The organism is Nostoc sp. (genome assembly GCF_036916735.1).
Classification (GTDB): domain Bacteria; phylum Cyanobacteriota; class Cyanobacteriia; order Cyanobacteriales; family Nostocaceae; genus Nostoc.
In genome coordinates this window covers 1-22,232 of the sequence record NZ_JBALFV010000034.1, presented here as the reverse complement: position 1 = coordinate 22,232, position 22,232 = coordinate 1, and the positions used below count along the sequence as shown (strand labels likewise).

16 protein-coding genes and 1 tRNA gene are annotated in these 22,232 nt (G+C 41.9%); 6 read left to right on the top strand and 11 right to left on the bottom strand.

Annotated features, from left to right (window positions below; genetic code table 11):
* Nucleotides 1-46: 46 nt before the first annotated feature.
* The 4 genes from V7L20_RS08615 to V7L20_RS08600 all read right to left on the bottom strand — a co-directional run bounded on the left by V7L20_RS08615 (nucleotide 47) and on the right by V7L20_RS08600 (nucleotide 3,969).
* Nucleotides 47-682: a transaldolase family protein gene (locus V7L20_RS08615; protein WP_334743670.1), complete on the bottom strand. Its 636-nt coding sequence runs from the start codon at nucleotides 680-682 to the stop codon at nucleotides 47-49.
* A gap of 245 nt (nucleotides 683-927) precedes the next feature.
* Complete coding sequence (locus V7L20_RS08610; protein WP_334743669.1) at nucleotides 928-1,512, bottom strand: hypothetical protein; 585 nt, start codon at nucleotides 1,510-1,512, stop codon at nucleotides 928-930.
* A 244-nt stretch (nucleotides 1,513-1,756) separates the two neighbouring features.
* Nucleotides 1,757-3,136 (bottom strand): ammonium transporter, encoded by a 1,380-nt coding sequence (locus V7L20_RS08605; protein ID WP_442943517.1) that lies wholly within the window; start codon nucleotides 3,134-3,136, stop codon nucleotides 1,757-1,759.
* Between the two features lie 509 nt (nucleotides 3,137-3,645).
* A complete protein-coding gene (locus V7L20_RS08600) occupies nucleotides 3,646-3,969 on the bottom strand; it encodes a YnfA family protein (protein ID WP_334743667.1) in 324 nt (107 codons plus the stop codon).
* Between the two features lie 296 nt (nucleotides 3,970-4,265).
* Here V7L20_RS08600 and V7L20_RS08595 point away from each other — a divergent pair, with 296 nt between their 5' ends.
* The 4 genes from V7L20_RS08595 to V7L20_RS08580 all read left to right on the top strand — a co-directional run bounded on the left by V7L20_RS08595 (nucleotide 4,266) and on the right by V7L20_RS08580 (nucleotide 12,130).
* Complete coding sequence (locus tag V7L20_RS08595; protein WP_334743666.1) at nucleotides 4,266-8,900, top strand: GAF domain-containing protein; 4,635 nt, start codon at nucleotides 4,266-4,268, stop codon at nucleotides 8,898-8,900.
* Nucleotides 8,901-9,123: 223 nt separating this feature from the next.
* Nucleotides 9,124-9,549: a DUF4363 family protein gene (locus tag V7L20_RS08590; protein ID WP_334743665.1), complete on the top strand. Its 426-nt coding sequence runs from the start codon at nucleotides 9,124-9,126 to the stop codon at nucleotides 9,547-9,549.
* Nucleotides 9,550-9,799: 250 nt separating this feature from the next.
* Nucleotides 9,800-10,072, top strand: coding sequence for a peptidase (locus V7L20_RS08585; protein ID WP_334743664.1), 273 nt, complete (start codon nucleotides 9,800-9,802; stop codon nucleotides 10,070-10,072).
* Nucleotides 10,073-11,131: 1,059 nt separating this feature from the next.
* On the top strand, nucleotides 11,132-12,130 hold the full coding sequence (locus V7L20_RS08580; RefSeq protein WP_334743663.1) for an RNA polymerase sigma factor, RpoD/SigA family: 999 nt from the start codon (nucleotides 11,132-11,134) through the stop codon (nucleotides 12,128-12,130).
* 180 nt (nucleotides 12,131-12,310) lie between these two features.
* Here V7L20_RS08580 and V7L20_RS08575 read toward each other — a convergent pair whose 3' ends face one another.
* From V7L20_RS08575 to V7L20_RS08555, 5 genes are all read right to left on the bottom strand, one after another.
* Nucleotides 12,311-12,949 (bottom strand): HesA/MoeB/ThiF family protein, encoded by a 639-nt coding sequence (locus V7L20_RS08575; RefSeq protein ID WP_334743662.1) that lies wholly within the window; start codon nucleotides 12,947-12,949, stop codon nucleotides 12,311-12,313.
* A gap of 24 nt (nucleotides 12,950-12,973) precedes the next feature.
* The gene (locus V7L20_RS08570) at nucleotides 12,974-13,804 is read right to left on the bottom strand and encodes a hypothetical protein (RefSeq protein ID WP_334743661.1); all 831 of its coding nucleotides are present in this window, start codon (nucleotides 13,802-13,804) and stop codon (nucleotides 12,974-12,976) included.
* Between the two features lie 530 nt (nucleotides 13,805-14,334).
* Complete coding sequence (locus V7L20_RS08565; RefSeq protein WP_334743660.1) at nucleotides 14,335-15,768, bottom strand: vWA domain-containing protein; 1,434 nt, start codon at nucleotides 15,766-15,768, stop codon at nucleotides 14,335-14,337.
* Between the two features lie 1,192 nt (nucleotides 15,769-16,960).
* On the bottom strand, nucleotides 16,961-17,161 hold the full coding sequence (locus V7L20_RS08560) for a hypothetical protein (RefSeq protein ID WP_334743659.1): 201 nt from the start codon (nucleotides 17,159-17,161) through the stop codon (nucleotides 16,961-16,963).
* Nucleotides 17,162-17,274: 113 nt separating this feature from the next.
* Nucleotides 17,275-17,345: transfer RNA gene (locus V7L20_RS08555), tRNA-Lys, on the bottom strand.
* A 719-nt stretch (nucleotides 17,346-18,064) separates the two neighbouring features.
* On the opposite strand from V7L20_RS08555, the gene fni reads away from it, so the two are divergent.
* Both fni and sppA read left to right on the top strand, forming a co-directional pair.
* Nucleotides 18,065-19,114, top strand: a complete 1,050-nt coding sequence (fni, locus tag V7L20_RS08550; RefSeq protein WP_334743658.1) for a type 2 isopentenyl-diphosphate Delta-isomerase — start codon at nucleotides 18,065-18,067, stop codon at nucleotides 19,112-19,114.
* Between the two features lie 120 nt (nucleotides 19,115-19,234).
* The gene (gene sppA / locus V7L20_RS08545; RefSeq protein ID WP_334743657.1) at nucleotides 19,235-21,070 is read left to right on the top strand and encodes a signal peptide peptidase SppA; all 1,836 of its coding nucleotides are present in this window, start codon (nucleotides 19,235-19,237) and stop codon (nucleotides 21,068-21,070) included.
* A gap of 110 nt (nucleotides 21,071-21,180) precedes the next feature.
* On the opposite strand, the gene V7L20_RS08540 is transcribed toward sppA, so the two are convergent.
* Nucleotides 21,181-21,543, bottom strand: a complete 363-nt coding sequence (locus V7L20_RS08540) for an HPP family protein (protein WP_334743656.1) — start codon at nucleotides 21,541-21,543, stop codon at nucleotides 21,181-21,183.
* Nucleotides 21,544-22,046: 503 nt separating this feature from the next.
* A partial coding sequence (locus V7L20_RS08535) for a hypothetical protein (RefSeq protein WP_442943516.1) occupies nucleotides 22,047-22,232 on the bottom strand: 186 nt, incomplete at its 5' end.

The window sequence follows — 22,232 nt, the reverse complement described above, 5'->3', positions numbered from 1 at the left end:
AGCCTCTCGTAGAGAAGGGCGTAGCCGAAGTATTACGAATTACAAATTATTTTAAGCCAATGCCTGTTTTAGCGAAATCTTCAACAGTTTTCTGTGAAAATTCGTGAGTTGCGATCGCTTGCAGCATTGCCAATGGTAAAGTCAAATGATCCGCCCCGGCTTGCAATGAAGCGGCTGCTTCTTCAGGAGATTTAATACTAGCCGCCAAGATTTCCGTATCACTGCCTTTGAGTACGCTAGCCATATCCCGCACCAAAGCAATACCATCACCTAATAACCGCGTAGCTCGATTTACATAAGCTATAGCAATTTTAGCTCCTGCTTCCCGTGCTACTGCTGCTTGTGCTGCACTGTAAATTGCTGTTACCGAACAGGTAATTTCTGGTGATAGACTCGCCACCACTTCAAAACCTAACGGTGTTGCGGGAATCTTCAAAATTGTTTGCGAACCAATAATCTCGAAAGCTTTTCTACCTTCAGCTAGCATAAGAGCTTTATCAGATGCCACAATTTGATAGTATAACGGCCCATTCGTCAAGCCAAGCAATTTTTTGAGCGTGGTTTCTGGTGGGGTATCGCTTTGAGACAACAGCGTGGGATTTGTGGTAATGCCTTTCACCCATCCCCAAAGCTTAACAACTTCAGCTTCAGATGCGATCGCTGAGTCCAGATAAATTGCCATAATTCATCTCCTTAATGGTCTTGCTATAACTCTGCATTCATTTGAAGATACTGAGGAGTAATCACGTCTACGACGTATAATTACAATCTATATTTTTTTTTACAAATATAACTTAGAAATATAACTTGGATAATTGACGTTGTTGAATCATGGGATGATTTCGCCCAATTTGGAACGAATTTTCAATGGTTTCAACCCCCGATTCATCCCGCATTTATGCAACGTCGAATTATTTGTCCTTAGCATTAGCAAGATTTGTTATTACAGTTATTATCCAGAAGGTATTGGACTCGCTCCTTTGTCGTTACATATGGACGACTAGGTGAAAAAACCGAAATGGCAATGCAGGGCGAATTGTCAGTAGATTGTGCAAACTCAAAGGCAATGCCAAGTTTCTCATCAACGAACAGAGTGCCTTTCTCGTTGGAGCTTGCTTTAGGAAAGCGGCGAAGGATTTGCGCTTTAGTATTTTCGGTTGAGATGTTGCTATCTGTATGAAACCAGCTAGATGTAATCCGAATAGTCTCAATGGTTATACCATCAATTGGCTGGACGTTCAATGCTGCGTTTTTGAGGTAATGAATGTACAGCGTATTTTTCTTGTTCCCTTGTTTTGAAACCCAGACTGAATCACCTTTCATCATCGCAAAATCTCCAGCATCTGGAGGTTTGCCCAGATTGATACCGCCATTCAATCCCAAGTGTGTCTGCCCGATGCTTTGACCTGGAATAATCAGATTAGATTTTGATTCAGCAGATGCGAATGGCAGTGTTGTTAGACTTAATGCGGCGGCAAAACCTAAAACAGATAATGGAATTAGTTTTTTCATTCGATCTTTGGTACGAATATTAAATAAACTTACAAGTTGTATACATTAAGAGCGAAAGTCTTCCTTGTAATTGACCCTCGTAAAATAGCTGACTATCGCGCTCACCCTGAGGCTCGACAACAACAAAAGTTTTGAGTGCAGATCATCCTCCCTACTCGTTACCCCCTACTTCTTTAAATTGGGGAGTAGGGAATGAGGGAGAATAATAACTCTTTATTCCCTACTCCCTACTCCCTACTCTCTACTAAGTGGGACGATCGCCAAACTCGGAGTTGTAACCTTCTTCACCGTGTTCATTGATATCTAAACCTTGATATTCAGCTTCCTCTTTGACTCGCAACCCGACTGTAGCATCGAGCGCCTTGAGAATAATCCACGTACCAACACCTGCGATCACATAAGCAACGACAATTGCTGCTAGTTCAACTCCCAATTCACCAAAATTACCACGCAGCACTCCGTCTTTACCTCCGCCGTTGACTTGAGTTGTAGCAAAGATGGCCGTTAAAATAGCCCCCACTGTACCACCAACGCCATGCACGGGATAGGTATCTAAAGCATCATCAATTTCTAGCTTGTGCTTAAAACTCACAGCATAGAAGCAAACAAAGGCGGTAACGAAACCAATTAAAATCGCTGATAGCGGTGTGACAAATCCGGCGGCAGGAGTGATACCAACTAAACCAGCAACGGCTCCTGTCGCTGCTCCCACGGCTGTAGGTTTACCCCGTAAAACTGCTTCCAAAATTAGCCACATTAAAGCTGCCGCCGCCGCCGCCGTATTGGTTGCAACAAAGGCTGTTGTTGCTAAATTTGTTATTAAATTACCAGAAGTTCCACTAGCAGCAGATAAGGCACTGCCAGCGTTGAAGCCGAACCAGCCAAACCATAGCAAGGCAGCACCCAGCAAAATGAAGGGGACGTTGTGCGGCGGGCTAAGACGATCGGGATGGGTTTTCCGAGGCCCAAGGACGATCGCAGCTACCAAGGCTGAAACACCAGAACTGATATGAACTACTGTGCCACCTGCAAAGTCGAGGGCACCTAATCCACCATACAAACCTAAGAATCCACCTTTTGCCCATACCATGTGGGCCAGAGGAGCGTAAACAAAGGTTGACCACAGCAGCACAAACAGCGAATAGGCGCGGAAACTCATCCGCTCAACGATCGCGCCAGAAATTAAGGCTGGGGTGATAATGGCAAACATGGCTTGGTAGATCATGAATGCCTGATGAGGTATCGTTCCGGCATAGGAGACGACTTCCGCCGGGTTTGACCCTTTGAGATAATCGGTTATCTCTAACCCGACATTGTTCAACCCCAACCATTGCAATCCACCGATGAACGGTAAACCTGGTGCAAAGGCAAGACTATAGCCCCACAAAATCCAGGTAACTCCCACGATCGCCATCAACACAAAGCTCATCATCAATGTGTTTAAGATGTTGCGCGATCGCACAAATCCACCATAAAAAAACGCCAATCCTGGTGTCATTAACAGTACCAATGCTGCTGAAATCAGCATAAATGCTGTATCTCCAGTATCAGCAGTAGGCACAGCAGCTGGTGTTTGGGCAAAAGCATTGCCCATCAGTGGCCCTCCTAAAAACAGTAGGGTCATAGCCCCAATCATCACAACTTTCTTCAACACTTCTTTTTCTTCCTAAGCACCAATTATTTGTATACTTAACTACATTTGATTACTTTTAGTTACACATTTTTGTGTTGAAAGTTACTTAATCTCAATTTTCTTGAAATGTTAACAAAAAGATAATCCTGCTTGTAGTTGCCAAGATGGGAATAAAGATGTAAGTACGCAATCATTTAATTGCATCTTTTTTTGAAGAGTAGCATTTTATTCAAACGATACAAAATTTAAAATTTTTAGTTACCTCCTGTTATAAACCAAAATACGTGTGATCTTTGAGAAGTATTGTAAAATTATCAGAGAATTTAGCCAAATATATGATGAGTTATCTTTCTATCTCCGGCAGAAAAGCGTAGATATCCAGATAGCTTCTTCTTGCAGGTTAGTTGCTAAAAAACCTTTACAATTTTGGATGAGATAATTATCTGTTTAAAAAGGAACAATATAAAAGTTATTAAGAAAAAATAATATAGAAATCTTACTTAAGTTCTAGGCGCAAACATGATAATTAAAACACTTACTAAAGCTAAACATGCTCCGATTAAGTCGTAGCGGTCTGGAGTTACCCCGTCTACCTTCCAACCCCACAACATTGCCATTACGATAAACACGCCACCATAAGCCGCATACACTCTGCCAAAATTTGCCGATTGAAGAGTTGCAATAATCCCATAGAAAGCTAAAGCAATTCCACCCAATATGCCCCACCACAAAGGCTTACCTTCACGCAACCATAACCAGACTAGGTAGCCGCCTCCGATTTCAAATAAACCAGCCCACAAAAAATACAGTAGGGACTTAATCATTTAACAGATTCTTTAATAAGATCGAACTCAGTGAAATTACGCTAACGCTTTTCACTAAAGTGTTGTCATTAATAAAAGTAAGTTTGTTGACAAATTGGGGATTTGGGACTGAGGACTAAGTACTGGGGATTGAGGACTGGGTACTAAGGAATGGGAAAAAACAAGATAAAGACTTCTTTTTTAATAATTCCCCCTAATCGCCAATCTCAAATTCCCTCCAGTCTCCATGCCCCTAATCCCCACTTCGTGGGGGCCCCGAGTTCCCCAATCCCCAGCCCCTAATCCGCAGAATAAGGATGAAAGCACCATTACCTGATAACGAAGCACAGAGAATCGAAACACTTTTGCAGTATAAGATTCTTGACACCCCATCTGAAGCCGCTTTTAACGACATCACGCGTTTAGCCTCGTATATTTGTCAGACTCCTATTGCTTTAATTAGCTTAATTGATACAAACCGTCAGTGGTTCAAGTCAAAAGTCGGTTTAGATGCCCTAGAAACACATCGAGATTTTGCATTCTGTGCCCATGCTATTCTACAGCCTGATGTTTTTGTTGTGCCTGATGCAATAAAAGACGAAAGGTTCGCCACCAATCCACTGGTAACATCTCACCCAAATATTCGGTTTTATGCTGGTGTACCTTTGACTAATCCTGAGGGATATGCGCTAGGAACTCTATGTGTAATTGACTATGTACCACGAGAACTTACACCAGAACAAGTGGAGGCATTACGAACCTTAGGTCGTCAAGTTATCAAACAACTGGAATTACGCCGAAATTTAGCAAGTTTGGTACTTATAACCAAGAAAAGCAAACAGGCGCAGAGGGTAGGCAAGCAATTTTTCAAAAAGATTGCAGCAGGTTTTGGTTTAGCATCGGCAATTTTAGTTGGAATTGGTGTCGTTTATTATCAAAATACAAGAGTATTTACTAACAATAGCAGTATAGTAAAGAACATTTATAAAAAAATCGACAGTCTAGAAAAACTACAGTACCAGATAAAGGATGCTGAGATTGAACAAAGTAGTTATATCTTCACTGGAAAACAAATTTATCTCAAACCTTATCAAGCAGCACTTGCTAACGTCGCTCGAGAAATTGTTAACTTGAAGAGTTTGACAGCAGATCAACCAAATCAACAAAAGCAAATTGCAACGCTTGAATTTCTCATAACGGCTAAATTTACTGAACTAAAACAGACTATTAACTTGCGCCAAAACAAGGGATTAGAGGCGGCATTGCAAGTACTAGCGAGAAATAATCAACAAAATCTCATGGATGATATCCGCAAGGCGATCAATGAGATAGAAAACGAGGCAAGGGGACGACTCCAACAGCAGTTACAAGCAAAAAAAGCCACTAATCGCAACACAATTCTGACACTTGCGATCGCCATCTGCCTAAGTTTTTTCGTTCTTGCTGTAGTCTACTACTTCATCTATCGTGAGGTCATTGAGCGCAAAAGAGTAGAAGAAGCCTCAAACCAAGAACACAACTTTATCTCAGCAGTCCTGGATACAGCCAGCGCCTTAGTAATAGTTGCTGACTCCCAAGGGCAAATTGTTCGCTTCAATCAAGCTTGTGAGCAAACAACAGGTTACTCCTTCGATGAAGTGAGGGGTAGGTATTTGTGGAACTTGTTTCTAGTTCCTGAAGAGGTGGAGTCAGCCAAAGCAGTTTTTGAGCAATTGCTAACTGGTAGAGGCTTCATAGAACACGAAAACTATTGGGTAATGAAGGATGGCAGTCGCCGACTAATTGCCTGGTCGAATACCTTTTTAAAAGACTATGAAGGATCGGTGGAATACATTGTTGGCACTGGCATTGACATCACCGCTCGCAAACGAGTACAACAGCATCTGACTGCACAATATGTTGCAACTCGCGTTTTAGCAGAGTCCACCACGATTAGCGAAGCTACTCGTCAAACCTTGCAAGGGATCTGCGAGAGTTTGGCATGGGATTTGGGTGAAATTTGGATGGTGGATGAGCAAGCAAATGTGCTGCGTTTTCTCGATATGTGGTGTAAAGCATCCCTTGATGTGCAAGAGTTTGAAGCCTTGAATCAGCAAACCACTTTTGCACCAGGAATTGGCTTACCAGGCCGGGTTTGGGCTAGTTCTGAACCAGTTTGGATCGCTGATATCGTTAAAGAACTCAGTTTCTTCCGCTTCAAAATCAGCCCTGAAGTACAACTACACGCAGCTTTTGGTTTTCCGATCCGTAGCGGTCATAAAATTCTTGGTGTGATTACCTGCTTCAACTGTGAGATCCAAGCGCCTGACCAAGATTTGATCAAAACAATGAATTCTATCGGTGAGCAAGTGGGGCAATTTATCCAACGTAAACAGGCTGAAGAAGAAATACAACGGCAAAACTTGCGATCGCAATTATTTACCGAAATCACCCTCAAGATTCGTCAGTCTTTGCAAATCGAAGAAATTCTTCAAATCACTGTCGAGGAGGTACAAAAAATTCTCCAGACTGACCGAGTTTTGATCTATCAGCTTTTGCCTGATGAATCTGCACCCACCGTTATTGAAGCAGTAGTTTCTGGCTTACCAACAATCAAAGAGCAAAATATCAGCGCCCCCTACTTCCGAGCCGAATATCTACACCAGTATTATCTACAGCAGTACCGTCAAGGACAAATTTTAGGGCTAGCTAACTTCGATCTGCCAGAAGTCGAACAAAACCATCTAGAATTAATCCAACAGTTTGGGGTCAAAGTCAATTTGGTTGTGCCCATTCTTGTCAAAGAAGAACTTTGTGGTTTGCTCATAGTTCATCAGTGTGACGATTCCCACCACTGGTCTAGCTTTGAAACTCATCTTTTGCGGCAAATAGCCGACCAAGTAGGTATTGCCTTAGCCCAAGCTCAACTATTAACAGCAGAAACTCGTCAGCGACAAGAACTTGAAATTGCCCGTCGCCAAGCCGAATTAGCTTCTCAGGCTAAAAGTGCCTTTTTGGCAAATATCAGTCATGAAATTCGCACTCCGATGAATGCTGTATTGGGCATGACCAGTTTGGTGTTAGATACTCCCTTAGACCCAGAACAGCGAGATTTTATTGAAATAATTCGTAGTAGTGGACACGCACTTTTAAGTTTAATCAACGAGATTTTGGATCTTTCCAAACTTGAAGCTGGAGAGATGGCTCTCGAAACTCTAGATTTTGACCTATCCACTTGTCTAGAAGAAGTGGTGGAATTATTGGCTCCCTCAGCCCATAACAAAGGATTAGAAATTGCTGCACTAATTGAGCATAACGTCCCCACCTACCTCAAAGGAGATACTGGTAGGCTGCGGCAAATTCTCATGAATTTAATCAGCAACGCTATCAAGTTCACCAGCGCTGGCGAAGTATTAGTGCAAGCCGAATTGCGTTCGCTTACCTCTACTACAGCCACCATTCATTTTGCCATCACAGATACAGGTCTTGGTATTAGCCTTGAAGATCAACGCAAACTCTTTATGCCATTTACCCAAGTGGATGCTTCAACCACTCGCAAGTATGGTGGTACTGGTTTAGGATTAGCCATCTGTAAACAACTGGTGACTTTGATGGGAGGAGTAATTGGGGTAGAAAGTCAGATGGGGAAAGGATCTAAGTTTTGGTTTGAGGTGCTCTTTACCAAGCAAGTTGAGCCTGTTTTGCCAAAATGCGAACGTGGACTTTTGAACAATCGCCGCTTGTTATTGGTGGATAACAACGCTACTAATTACAAAATCATCTCCCATCAAGCTACTCATTGGGGAATGCAGGTAGATCAAGCTGACAGTATTGCTACTGCTCTCAAAGTTATTCAGAAAGCTTGTGAGCAAAGGAAATCTTATGATGTCGTCTTAGTTGATATAAAAAATGACATGACAATAGAAGAACAAATTAAAGCCAATTCTGCAATTGCTGAAATACCTTTGATTATGCTCACCTCTACTAATCAACGGGATGAAGTGCAGCAGAAGCTCAAAATCAGATTTGCTACTTATTTGGTCAAACCCATTAAGCCATCACGACTCCTTGATGCCATTATCAATATTTTAGAAACTCAGTCGAAATCAGAACAAGGGGCTAAAGGCTCTTGGCTAAAGGCTATTGAAGAAATCCAGAGTCCAGAAACTTTAGGCATTCTTACCTCCTCTTCCCCTGACCCCGCCACTAAATTCAAGTTAAGAATTCTCTTAGCTGAGGATAATTTGGTGAATCAGAAAGTAGCCCTGAAGCAACTCGATAGTTTAGGCTACAAAGCCGATGTCGTTGCTAATGGCAAGGAAGTTTTGCAGTTATTAGAAAAAATTCCTTACGATTTGATTCTAATGGATTGCCAAATGCCAATTCTCGACGGCTTAGAAACTACAAAAGAAATTCACCGTTGGCAAGAGCATACTTTTGCTCTGCGTCGTCGTCCTGTGGTGATTGCGATGACAGCTAATGCGATGAAAGAAGATCAAGAAATGTGTCTCAATGCCGGAATGGATGACTATCTGACTAAGCCAGTGTTTAAAGAAAAATTGGCTGCAACCCTAGAGCATTGGACAGGTGTGATCCTCTCAAAACAAGATGCAATTGTATATAAGCAGACAATTACCACTGATTTAGGAATTGATTGGGAACACTTGCATCGAATATCGGGAAATGACACAGAATTTGAATTAAATCTATTGCAAGTATGCGTTGAAGATATAAAACCCCGTTTAGAGATAATTAAAGCAGCGATCGCATCTTATGACTTTGGGCAAATTGCGCGAGAAGCTCATCACCTTAAAGGTGCTAGTGCCAACATTGGAGCCACAGCTATGTATCAAGCAGCTGACAAACTAGAACGATTGGCTTACCATCAAGACCTTAGAGATACTACTAACTTAATTTTAGAGTTAAAACAATTTGTTAACTGCATTCAAGATTTTTTAATCACAACCAGTTAACAAATAGCACCTTGTTAACAATCAAAAATGATAGTGCGTAAACTCACAATTGATAAGCAAAAACAGCCTTGATGCACCCGTATTAGGAAAAAATGTATATAATATGACAACCTGTTACCGAAATAAAAACTGCATCAAATGTTCCTACATCTCCAGTAACTTTAGCTGATATAGTAGCTGATACTGTCAGTATTTGGCGATTTATCATTATTCAAGAGGTCTTATGAAACGCTTAATCTACATCATTCCCGTTACCGCAATTACCTTACTAACATTACTAGGATGCAACAGTGATCAAAAATCTACTACCCAGACTCCTGCTGCCACTGAAACCACGGCGGGGACAGCAGTATCTAAAACAACTGTTGCTCCACAGGGAGGTTTTAATGCTTTGGTCAGTGTAGTTTCAAATACCAAAACTGCGGTGCAAGGTGGAAACTTTGACAAAGCTCAACAGGAATTTAATAAGTTTGAAGACTCTTGGTCTAAGGTTGAGGATGGTGTCAAAACTAAATCTTCAAAAACCTATAATGTAATCGAAGATACTGCGACCCAGGTGAAGGGTGCGCTGAAAACAAAAGATAAAGCGAAAGCTCTTAAAGGGTTACAAACACTTAACACAAATATCGCCAGTGTTTCTAAAAAGTGAGGTAAAGCTAACATAAAGCAGGAGGAAAAAGACAGAAGATAAGTAAGTTGAGGTAAATAATTATCGTTGGGATAAGGCAGGGAGCAAGGGAAAAAAGTCTTGATCCTTGTTTACTTTTCTTCACACAGTTTGATTTTATTGTGCCAACTTACTTAGTAGGAAAACAGTCTTTATATTTGGCTTTGAAACAAATAGTTCTGTAAATGATCAAGTTTCAAAGTGCTATAGTTTCCACTGGAGATTTTGGATAATGCGTTCATTTCGCAAGTACCACCGGACTCTGGCGATTATTTTGGCTTTACCGCTTGCTGTAACATTGTTAACTGGAATTGCAGCTACGCTGGTAGGTGAGTGGTCGGCTAACCTTGGATTAGAGCGTAGTCTACTGCTTTCGATTCATCGTGGTGAAATATTTGGTTTACAGGGAATCTACCCGATTTTGAACGGACTAGGACTATTGGGATTGTTGGTTACTGGATTAAGTATGACTAGTTTGTTTGGTAGGAAAAGGCCAAAATCCTAGAAGAATTAGAAAAGACATAAAAGAGGCAGGAGGCAGTTCTTGCTGAAGGAGGAATTCACTTATAGGATTCAACCCCTCCTGAATTGAAGCCACTGAACTTCTGTAAAGAGTGGGAAGCTAACGCAACAATGAGGTCTTAAACCCAAGACTCGTCTGGTCGCGGCAGGAAACAGATAGCGCAGCGTAAAGCCAACTCTTGGAGACGCTTTGCTCCCGCTTGCTTCCACGTTCGCAAAGCGTGCCGTAGGCAAGTGGTACGGCATGGCAACGCTATAAGCTCATCCTGGAGCGTCGGCCAGTTTTCCTGTCTCTTGAACTGCCCTGAAGTAGACTAAAGATTTTTGGCTATATTTACTCTTCAAAAGATGGCGCAGTTACTACATCTTTGTAAAAATCGGAAAACCCTGTTTCTTCCAGCTAAGTGCCTCTAGCAAGAACTGCTTCTTCGTTGAAATCCTGTGGAATTTGGACAGACATAACTTTTTCAATTCTTTGACAAGCTCCTGTCACATTAAACTCTTAACTTAAAAAATATTACTTTGGCTAAATAATTATAAGTGACAAAAACCAGAAAAATTTAGACAAATTCTTGACTTTTACCTTTTCAAGTCAAGCTACAAACTGATTCAAGTCAAATTAACAAACTTTGGGTGTTTAACCCGGATTTCTTAGCACATCTTTCAAAGCCTGCGCTTGAGCAGGGAAGAGTTATTGTACAAGTTTTTTCCCCTCTACCCCTTCTTCCCCTCAAGTTTATGAGAAATGCGAGTTAAGTCCCCATAGAAGGGCAGCGCGAATTGAATGCCTAAATCTAAATCCCCGTCACAAAACGTAATTGCTCTCTTCTCTACGAGACGCTTTGCGAACGTAGTGGGGCGTAGCAAGAGTGCGTTAGCGAAGCGAGGCGTAGCAAGAGTGCAAATTGGTTTAACGTCAGCACCTTAATCATCAAAATTAAGAATTGCATTCTAATTTAATTTTTGAATTTCACACTAATCTTCCCGGATTGAAATTTATTTGTCTCTAAAACAAGCAGTATTTATGAAGGTTCAAATAACTATGAATAATCTATTTATCCAGTTTTTAGAAGAAAGTAATGAAAATGATAAACCTTTATCTGCTGCTGATTCAGTGCGTACTTATCTGCGCGAAATTGGACGAATACCTTTATTAACTCATGAGCAAGAGATTAATTTTGCCAAGCAAGTTCAACAAATGATGGCTTTACTTGCTGCAAAAGAAAAATTGGCTATCCATTTAAAACGTCAACCGACACAGCAAGAATGGATTGAAAATATAAATATCGGTGAAAAATTACTGCTGCAACAGCTACATCAGGGACATGAAGCCAAGCAGAAAATGATTCAGGCTAACCTGCGACTTGTCGTGTCTATTGCTAAGAAATATCAAAGACGTAACCTAGATTTTCTCGATTTAATTCAAGAAGGAAGTTTAGGTTTAGAGCGAGGAGTTGAGAAGTTTGACCCTACTAAAGGGTACAAATTTTCAACCTATGGCTATTGGTGGATTCGTCAGGCAATTACACGAGCGATCGCCGAACAAGGACGAACTATCCGCCTACCTATTCATATTAACGAAAAGCTGAACAAAATCAAGCGTATTCAACGTGAACTAACTCAAAAATTAGGTCGTACTCCTACCGCAGTTGATATCGCCGATCAACTATCTTTAGAACCCAAACAAATTCGAGATTATTTGCTCTTAGCACGTCAAACTGTCTCTCTAGAATTGCGAGTTGGCTTAGAAAAAGATATAGAATTACAAGATATGTTGGAGGATGATGGACTCTCCCCAGAATTATACGTTGACCAAAAGTTTCTCCAACAAAATATTCAACATTTGTTGTCAAAATTAAATCCCCAGCAACGGGAAATATTAACTTTACGTTTTGGTTTAACAGATAGCAATGAACTTTCTTTAGCGGAGATTGGTCAACGTATGGGTATTAGTCGAGAACGAGTGCGACAGATAGAGCAACAAGCTTTGGGTACTCTACGAAGACATAGGGATAAGATATACAGCCATCTAGCTAGGTAATTACGTAATTCGTAATGACGCTCCTACGTCGCTACCACTACGTTAACGTAATTCGTAATGGGGATTTATACTCCGCTACAAAACTTACTGCTTGTTATTTGCTCTTTACTTAAACTTGCAGAGTTTGGTAAATCCTGATAAGCTGTGTCTGCGACAAGCCGCTAAGAGCGTTTACGCAATCTACAAAAACAGAGATTGAACAGTCAGATCCTTTTGGGTAATGGTGAAGTTACGCTGTTCTGCTATGGCAATGAATGAAACGATCGCTTCACATGCCACGGCTACGGTTAATATCACGAGGTTTCGTGTCAACGGATAGTCACAGACATCATCATTCACCTCAGAAGGAACGCGATAAACGTCATTCCAAATTACTTCTGCATAATCAGCCGATAGCCCAGCATGAAGACAAGGAATGCTTAATTGTTCAGCATAATCTTTCACTGCTTGGCGTGCCACGCTATTGTCAAAGACATCGACAATTAACTGGCTATCTTGAAGTAGTTGAATTGTATTTGCTGGTGTTAACTCTTTTGTCTTGGCATCAACTTTAGTACCAATTGCTCGATATAAATTATTTGCCAAAATTTTCGCCTTGAACGCTCCCACATCAGAACGGTAGTAAGGCTGAGTTGAAAGATTGCGCTCCTCAATGCGATCGCGATCTATCACTGTAAGTTTATCAAAACCAGACCGAGCTAAGTTTTCCGCAATATTAGCTCCTAATGCTCCAGCCCCACAAATTGTTACAGGATAGTTTTTTAACTTTGTCATCACAGCATTGCTGCGGTAAAGCTGTTCGTGAAAAAAGATACTCATAATAATTCGTAATTAATATACTCACTACTCTTGTTGTTCCATGACACCTACTAAGGATTGCAAGTCAAAATCGCGATCGCGTCCACTCAGACAAATGCCAGAACTAACAACAGTCAAATCAGTTTTAGCGATCGCACTACTATGGCGAACACCATCAGCCGTTGTCCAATCGACTGTCCAATAATCACCGCGATCGTGGAATTGATTTAATTCACCGCCACCCATCCGCAATGCCTTTTTTAGTCGTTTTTCATCCTGTTGGGGTTGAGTAAAGCCCTCAATGCGCCGAGTTGCTAATTCATACACTGTGCGGATTTCTGGAGTAATGCCTTTAAACTGTAATTCCTCAGCAGGAGTGAGTTGCTTGAGAGCAGATTGCAAAGTTTCAACAATTGCCAGATCGGTACGGCGATCGACTTCCTCAAACCAGCATGACTGTCCATTCCATCGGGCAATGATTTGCTCAAAGGCGATACCCTCGGTAACTAAGTGGACTGTGATCGGCTTAACCACATTTAACCGTTGACACATATCTGCTTCATTTACAGGGTATGCTAACCAAGTTTGTCCCCGCAGTTGGTGTGCTAACCGCAGTCGTATTTGGGAAAAATGTTGCAGGTATTCCACAATTTGGGGTAAGTCTGCTTCTTCTATAACCGTTGCTGTTTTTTCATTTACAGCCTGAAAGATGCCCCAACCTTCAAAATTACTAGGCTTTGGACTGAAAGTGTAGATCATTCCGGCTACCCGTGTGCGAACTCGTCCACCTTTGACACAGGGCGCGAGGAATTGGGTGGAATATAATTGTGCTTCTGCACTAGCTATTTGGTTGATTAGCTTAAATATGTTAGTCATAACTAATATCAGTTTTCAAAAATAAAGCTACCAATGCAACCCTATAAAATCTGACTTTCTTAATTACGAATTACGAATTAATATAATTCTGCGTGCAAGTTGGTGGAGCATTGCGTGTTCTCAGTTACTAGAGGAACTCCACGGGTGAGTTGTTACACACTCTTTCAAGGATGGCTACTTTTAAGCCTACCTCCCAGGTTCTTTGCACTCCCCGTTCACACACGCCCACTGCATTTGGCAGTGTTACTTTTCCTCTCGTACTAGTATGTAGGCTCCAAGAGTTGGGGCACGCAGGATATTAAAAGTTTTAACTTATAATTTTAATTAACTCAGGACTTACGCATAGGTAACGGAAAATCAAACCACAGAGAACGCAGAGAACACAGAGGAATAAGAGTTAGAGAGGTTTTTTGTGTAAGTCTTATAACTAATAATCTCAGCCCAAATATTGCTAACCAAAAAATGCACGTATCATACTATCTATAGCACTGCCCACAAATTTATTTAATGAGCAATGCCATATTCTAACCTCACTTATCATCTCGCACAGGCAACGGCATATCCAAAATCTCCATCAGCAAATCCAAACGAGAGGGGCGCGTTAGGAGTGGGGCGATGTTCGGCAAACTGTAGTAGTCACCCGCGAAAGTGAACGTATCTACAGGTGCTTGCTGCTGCTTGAGTTGGCTCTCCACCCAGTTATAATGACCACCCACACGGACAATCACCACATTGGGCATTATTGCCAACTCCCGGCAGTAGTTCTTGTAGACTTCACCGAAGTAAGGAGCAGCATTTTCGCCCTCATCCGTCACTATGATAATCTGGTCAACTACCTGCTTCTTCTTCCGCATCGCTTCCAATGCACAACCAATGCTAGTACCACCGCCTGCATTGATGTGCTGGAAGGCACGTTCCCAGTCGGTCAACTCCTTGCCCTTTGCGGTAATAGCGTAAGGAATAGTGTCAAAGGCGTAGACAAACAGTTCTGCTTGAGTAATACCAGAGATTAGGGCAGCGAGTTGCAAACCCGTCGCGATCGCATTTTCCATTGAACCAGATTTGTCCACTAGTAAGGCAGTTGGACGAGCGATCGCACCACGCCGTTTCACCTGTTCGTTTGTCACCTTTTCCAGTTGAGCAACGGTGTCTGCGTCAAAATCTCCTGCGTCTGTAGCAATCTGTGCTTTGAATGCTGAGACACGCCCACTCTTAGACGCTGCTTCCAGCTTAGAATCAATCAGCTTCTTGACTTCTGGGTGATCCATTGCACCTCTAGTCTGGAGAGACTTGAGGTTGTTGATCGCTTCTTGGGGAGTCATACTGTTGATTAACGCCACCAATACAACTGGTGTAAGTTGCTTGATTGCACCAATTGCGATCATGTAGGGAATGTTGAACTCCACAATCAGCCGTGCCTGTTCTGCGGCATTTTCAGCCTTAGCAAGCTGCTTCAGCACATTTGCTAAGGAACCCTCTGGAGGAGTATCGCTAAACAGAATCGCATTTGCCCGCTCATTTGGCTTGATGTGCAGTGAAGCATATAGGTGCTTCATTGCCTTACGACCTCGCAGAGCGGCGCGATCAAATAGAGCCGGATTGCTCTCCCGTGTCTTCAGGTAACGCCGTACCGCAGTCCTAGCGGAACGAGGCAGTTTATTCTGCTGTTGCTTCATGAAGTCCACTACACGAGCCACTTGATAGGGTGGAAACTCTTGGAGCATAATAAATCCAGCATCTCGGTGTTCAATCAAATTGCTGGTTAACAAATGAGCGACAAACACTTCCTTGTGGTCGCGGACATCACCATGAAGCTGATACCAGACTGCCAGATGTCCGTAGAAGATGGGATCGAGTTCAACAATTAACTGATGAATTTCTGTGACTTGCTCAAGTTTGCGGTGAGGAGTTGTCAGCAAACTGTTAAGCATTTCCAAACGCAGATCGCGTTCTGCGGTTTTCATGGGAACCTCCTTTAATAATTTTGGATTTTGGATTTACGATAGCGTAGCGTAAAGCCTTTGGCATAGCTTCGCTTAGAGCGAGTCATCGAGCGTCTTTTGGATTGCAATTGAAAATCCAAAATATAAAAACCAAAATTGAAGGAGGCAGATGTTGCACGCGAGGTGATATCACCGCGCAAGTTGTAGAAGCATTGGGTATAACTTATTCAGAGTTATATAAGCTTCTGCGATCAGGGCGCGGCAACAACTGCCAGTTTTGATGTAATACCATTTAACTTTAATAATGAGCGTTGCATAAATGCGGCATGAATTGGCGCTTGAAACCATTGAAAAATCGTTCCAAATTAAGCGAAATCATTCCATGATTCAGCAACGCCTAATAATGATACAAATACGCTGATAGGGGTATGGCATTGCCATGCTCTTACAATAAATCTATATGTATCAGGATTTTCGTGAATTGGTGTAAGGTATGTTCGTACCTCCATATTAAAATGAAATAAAATCACCTCATGCAAGTCGAAAAAGCTGTGGATTCACACACGGGATTTGAACCCGTAATCGCTTGAGCTAGAGTCAAGTGCCTGACCATTTGGCTAGTATGTAAGCTTTTGCAGTTAGGGCACGAAGTGAAAATTTTATTTCTAATAAAGTTGATTTAAAATAAATCGTATTTCCTTCTGATTACACCGCCAATTTTCATTCCACTGCGAGAACGCTCAATCACAATTTCGCTCAAACGATGTTCGCTCATATCTCACGTTGGTAAAATGCAGTTGTTCTAATTAAGTTGCTATTAGACATGAGTTGGCTAACATGAGTTAGCTAACATTATTTAACTCACCTCTATATTGAGTAAAGGTTATAGACAAATACAATTTATATAATTGGAATTCCGCACAAGTTAGCAAAGCAGTTTTCACAATTGCCTATACCAATTTGGCTACGCTCCCATCAAAGGGAGCGGCAGGAATCGAACCTGCATTCCGGTTGCCGGAGTGTGTGTAGGCTTTACAAGTTAGGGGGCGGAATAAAACTATGTAGTTAGAAATGAAGCAAAGGTTTATGTTTTAAACTTTCTTACCTTCTGCTTTAAAAGTGCTAAGTTATAAGTTCCGAGTGAATAATTAAAAATGATGAGTCAAAGAAACTAATTTATTTACAACTCCAAACTCCTAACTCTTAACTCTATCTAACCATAGACAGCTTCAGGACGAACGATCAAATCACCACTAGGACGGCGATCAATTACGTAAGCAGAAAGGCGATCGCTATTCACATCTAGATGCCGAGCAACGCGTTCCTTCACTGCCACGTCATTCATTCCTGCTGCAATTCCCAATTGTGTTTTTGAGACATCAACAGAACGTCCTTCAAATCGAATATGAACCATTGCAATCACCTCTTGTTTTAATTACAAATTGATATTAGTGGATCTGATCGGGATTGAACCGATACCCTCGCTGTGAGAGTTACACTCACACCTCGTGCGAGTTAAAAAAGCTGTGGTTACACCGCAGGAATTGAACCTACACTTATCGTTTAAAATACGATCGCTCTACCATTGAGCAAGTATGTAAGCTTTTTCTGTCAGGGCACAAGTGACATCTGGGAACTCTACCGTTAGAGCTACAGACCCAAGGAAAGCATAATTGCGATGCTTTTATCTTTTTAAAGAAGCGTCTACACAACTTCAACCGCAGTAAAGTCTAGTGGAGCCGTCGGGAATTGAACCCGAATCCTGCAACCGTCCGTTTGTTGGCTTCGGAGCAGTCGAACACCAATCGCGGCCCCAAAAGTGGGCACTACCGAAGGAAGTTGCTAAACTAATCCTCAAAAACTAGCATCTATGCAATTGTCAAGGTTCCGAGAGGTTTTAGTTTTGCCTTTTGAGAAGGCTTTTTTCCTGATAATACAAATGTAGTATGCAAATTACGTGATGTCAAGGGGATACTACAAATTTCGCATTCTGATGCGTGTCATTTAGATTTTCGGCATTGGGAAAGTTCGTATTACAGCAGTTTTTATGTATTTGAACCACATGTGTTATGGGGGCGCGAGGCCTTGCGCCCCTACCGCGTGGTCTATTTACCTGAAAATAGCTGTAATAAGGGTTATATGATTTCGCTGTAATAATGATACAAATACTTCGGTAGGGGTTTTTACTCCCCACAACTCCTTCCCTAGCGTAACGTACCGTAAAAATGGCAAAAATAAATATTTTTGTTATCAAAAGACAGTTGCAGACAATGTAACAATAACGATTGCAAGCCAATACTTTTAGCCATATCTACCAGTGAACGCCCCTACCAACATCTCTGTACAAACTCAGAATCGCAAAGCCGATCACATTCGGATCTGTTTAGAGGAAGATGTTCAGTCTCATCAAATCACCAATGGACTGGAACGTTATCGCTTCACCCATTCTTGCTTACCCGAACTCAACCACAACGATATTGACATCAGTACAACTTTCCTGGGGAAACACCTTAGCGCACCTTTGTTAATTTCTTCCATGACTGGTGGAACAGAACAAGCCGCAATCATTAATCAACGTCTGGCCCAAGTCGCGCAACACTACAAAATTGCGATGGGTGTCGGTTCCCAGCGAGTAGCAGTAGAAAAACCCCAGGTAGCTGATACTTTTGCAGTCCGCAAGTATGCGCCCGATGTTTTATTATTTGCGAACTTGGGCGCTGTACAACTTAACTACAAGTACGGCTTAGATGAATGTTTGCGAGTAGTTGATATCTTAGAGGCTGATGCCCTGATTTTACACATTAACCCTCTACAAGAGTGCATTCAACCCAAAGGTGATACTAATTTTAGGGGTTTAATTGACAAAATATCAAGATTATGCAGTCACCTTCCAGTGCCAGTAATTGCGAAGGAAGTTGGTAATGGCATTTCAGCAGCGATCGCCAGCAAACTAATCGCCGCCGGAGTAGCAGCAATTGATGTCGCTGGTGCGGGTGGTACTTCTTGGGCAAAAGTAGAAAGCGAACGAGCAGAAAATCCCTTGCAACGTCGCTTAGGGAGGACTTTTGCTGATTGGGGTTTACCGACAGCAGAGTGTATTACAACTATTAGAGCGATCGCTCCAAATGTGCCCTTAATTGCTTCGGGGGGTTTGCGTCATGGACTGGATGTTGCAGCAGCGATCGCCTTGGGAGCAGATATAGCTGGTTTAGCAATGCCTTTTTTGCAAGCAGCAGCAACATCAGAGACAGCAGTTGCCGAACTCGCTGAAGTATTAATCGCCGAAATCACCACGGTATTATTCTGCACTGGCAACGCCACCTTATATCAGTTAAAGCACTCTGATAGTTTACAGCGCATAGAATAAGTAAATAGGTCATTTGTCATTTGTCACTTGTACTGAGCGTTCGCGTAGCGTCTCGTAGAGAAGCCGAAGTATTTGTCATTTGTAAATGCCCAATTCCCAGTTCCCAATTCCCAATAACTAATGCGTAATTTTATCAAACAAACTTTTGCTAGTTTAATTGGCACCTTACTAGGACTAATTATTTTCGGTGGTCTGGGAACTACTGGATTGTTCTTGCTAATATTGGCTGCTACCTCCTCTAAAGATACTGGGCCAAATGTGAAAAATAAGTCAATCCTGGTTTTTGACTTGTCAATGAAAATTACTGATAGCAAACCTAGTTCAGACGAACTGTTTCAAAACACAATATCAGGTGTAGATGAAGATAGAATGGCGCTCCGTAAAGTTGTGGAAACTTTGGAAAAGGCGCGGCGCGATCCGCGAATTGTCGGGATCTATTTAGATGCAACAAGCACAAGCCAAGCTGGTAACATCGGCTATGCCTCCCTAAAAGAAATTCGGAAAGCGTTGGAGGAATTTCGCGCTGCGGGGAAAAAGATTGTCGCTTATGGCAGTGATTGGAGTAAAAAGGAATATTACCTTAGTTCAGTAGCAGATTCCATTGTACTGAATCCTCTGGGAATGATGGAAATTAACGGCTTGAGTTCACAACCGATGTTCTTAGCGGGTGCATTGCAGAAATATGGCATTGGTGTTCAAGTCGTGCGGGTAGGGAAATTTAAGGGTGCTGTAGAACCGTTTATCCTCAAAAAGTTGAGTCCAGAAAACCGCGAACAAACTCAGAAATTGTTGGATGATGTTTGGGGAGAGTGGCGCACTACTGTAGGGGCAAGTCGGAAAATTAAACCTAATCAGTTGCAAGCGATCGCAGATAATCAGGCACTACTAGAAGCCACACAAGCCAAAACCACTGGTTTAGTTGATCGAGTAGCATACCCTGATGAAGTGGTAACTGACCTCAAAAAGTTGACAGATAGCGATAAAGACGACAAAACATTCCGACAAATTAGCCTGAATAGCTATGCAGAAGTTTCTGGCAAATCTTTCGGTGTAGAACGTAGTTCAAAAAATGAAATTGCCGTTGTTTATGCTGAGGGTGAGATTGTCGATGGTAAAGGAGAAGATGGGCAAGTAGGAGGCGATCGCTTTGCCAAAATTTTCAAGAAAATCCGACAAGATAAGGATGTAAAAGCTGTTGTATTACGAATTAATAGTCCTGGTGGTAGCGCTACCGCAGCCGAAGTCATGCAGCGAGAGGTGAAATTAACTCGTGAAGCGAAACCGGTTGTAGTGTCAATGGGTGATGTAGCCGCCTCTGGTGGTTATTGGATTGCTAGCGACTCTAACCGCATTTTTGCCGAACCAAATACCATTACAGGTTCAATAGGTGTATTTGGGCTGCTGTTCAATGGTGCAAAGCTAGCGAGTGATAACGGCATCACCTGGGATTCTGTAAAAACCGCAACTTATGCTGATAGTCAAACAGTTTCGCGTCCGAAATCGCCTCAAGAGTTGGCAATTTATCAACGTAGTGTGAACCGAATTTATGATATGTTTCTAAATAAAGTTTCTCAAGGTCGCAAACTCCCAGAACAAAAAGTAGCAGAAATTGCTCAAGGACGGGTTTGGTCTGGTGTGGCAGCCAAGGAAATTGGTTTAGTGGATGAAATTGGTGGTTTGAATAGTGCGATCGCATATGCTGCCAAACAGGCGAAACTAGGAGAAGATTGGGAAGTCCAAGAATATCCTCGCACTAGTAGCTTCAGAGAACGGTTTTTTGGACGTGCAACTCAAGAGGTGCAGACTCTTTTAGGAATTGAGAAGACGCAACTCAAATCAGCCAATCCCCTCACCGCTGAATTCCAGAAATTGCAACAGGAATTAGGGATTCTGCAAAAGATGAACGATCCACAGGGGGTTTACGCCCGCTTGCCTTTCAACTTAAAGATTGAGTAATAGGACTTACACAAACAAGGTAGTGAAAGTCTTGATTTCCTGTAGGAGCAATTCATGAATTGCCCCTACATTTCGTACTTGATGCGATTAATCTTTCTCTAGAGACAATGTTATAGCCAGTGTTTCGGATACGTTCTTTCTTCCGCTAAATTATTGAAGATCACAGCGCATAGTACTAGAATTATCGATCCCTCAAAGGCAGGTGTTAGCAGAAATTGCCAGTCCGGTTTCGTCATCATGACGACTAATGCGACAGCACCCGAAGGTGGGTGCAGAGTTCCGGTAAACTGGATAATTGCGATCGCACTAGAAACAGCCATTCCCATTGCCAAGGGAGAGGAACCGAGAAAATGCAGAATTATCAAACTCACGATCGCAGCTAAAATATTACTCCCAATAACATTGCGAGGTTGAGCTAAAGGACTCTCATGTACACCAAATATCAAGACACTTGTAGCACCAAAAGGAGCCATCAGCTAAGGAGAATTAGTTTTTACAGCAAGGTAAGACGTTGCAGTGATGGCTAAGAAACTACCGATCCAACTCCAAAAAACATGCCGATGATGAGGTCTGTCTAATGGACAGGTTAGCGGACACGAGCGCCATGTGCCTAAGGTTTTAAACCAATAATTTTTCTACTTCAACCGAAGTTTTTTACCGTTGATCATGAATGAACCACTCGATAATCATGACTCCCTGAATAGACTGAGCAAGGCTTTACTAAAGTTACAATAACATGACATTTCTGAAAAAATATCTAAAAAGTATCCAAATACACAGATTGTTTTATTTTATTTAAATTCAGGCTAAATGAGTCAATTTAAACAGCGAAGCGGATGAGTTGGCCTGGCCAAGGTCGTAATCAGACTCTTCTTTGCATCAGCCTAATAAGTTTTTAAGCAGACATGATATTTCTGGATTAAGTGGTATCCAGTAACGCAACCCCATCAAATATCTCAGAAATATTACTGAACCATCAAGACAATAAATGCAAATAACATATACATAAATTCGGACCAGGCCAAAAGCGTATACCATCTAGTTTTTGACAAATACTGATGCTACGCTTTTCTATTCGACCATGCCCTTTATTGATTTGTTCATGACTAAATTCCGGTAGAAATTTTGTTGTGACATCTTGAAACAAACCTGGTTGGTTGCC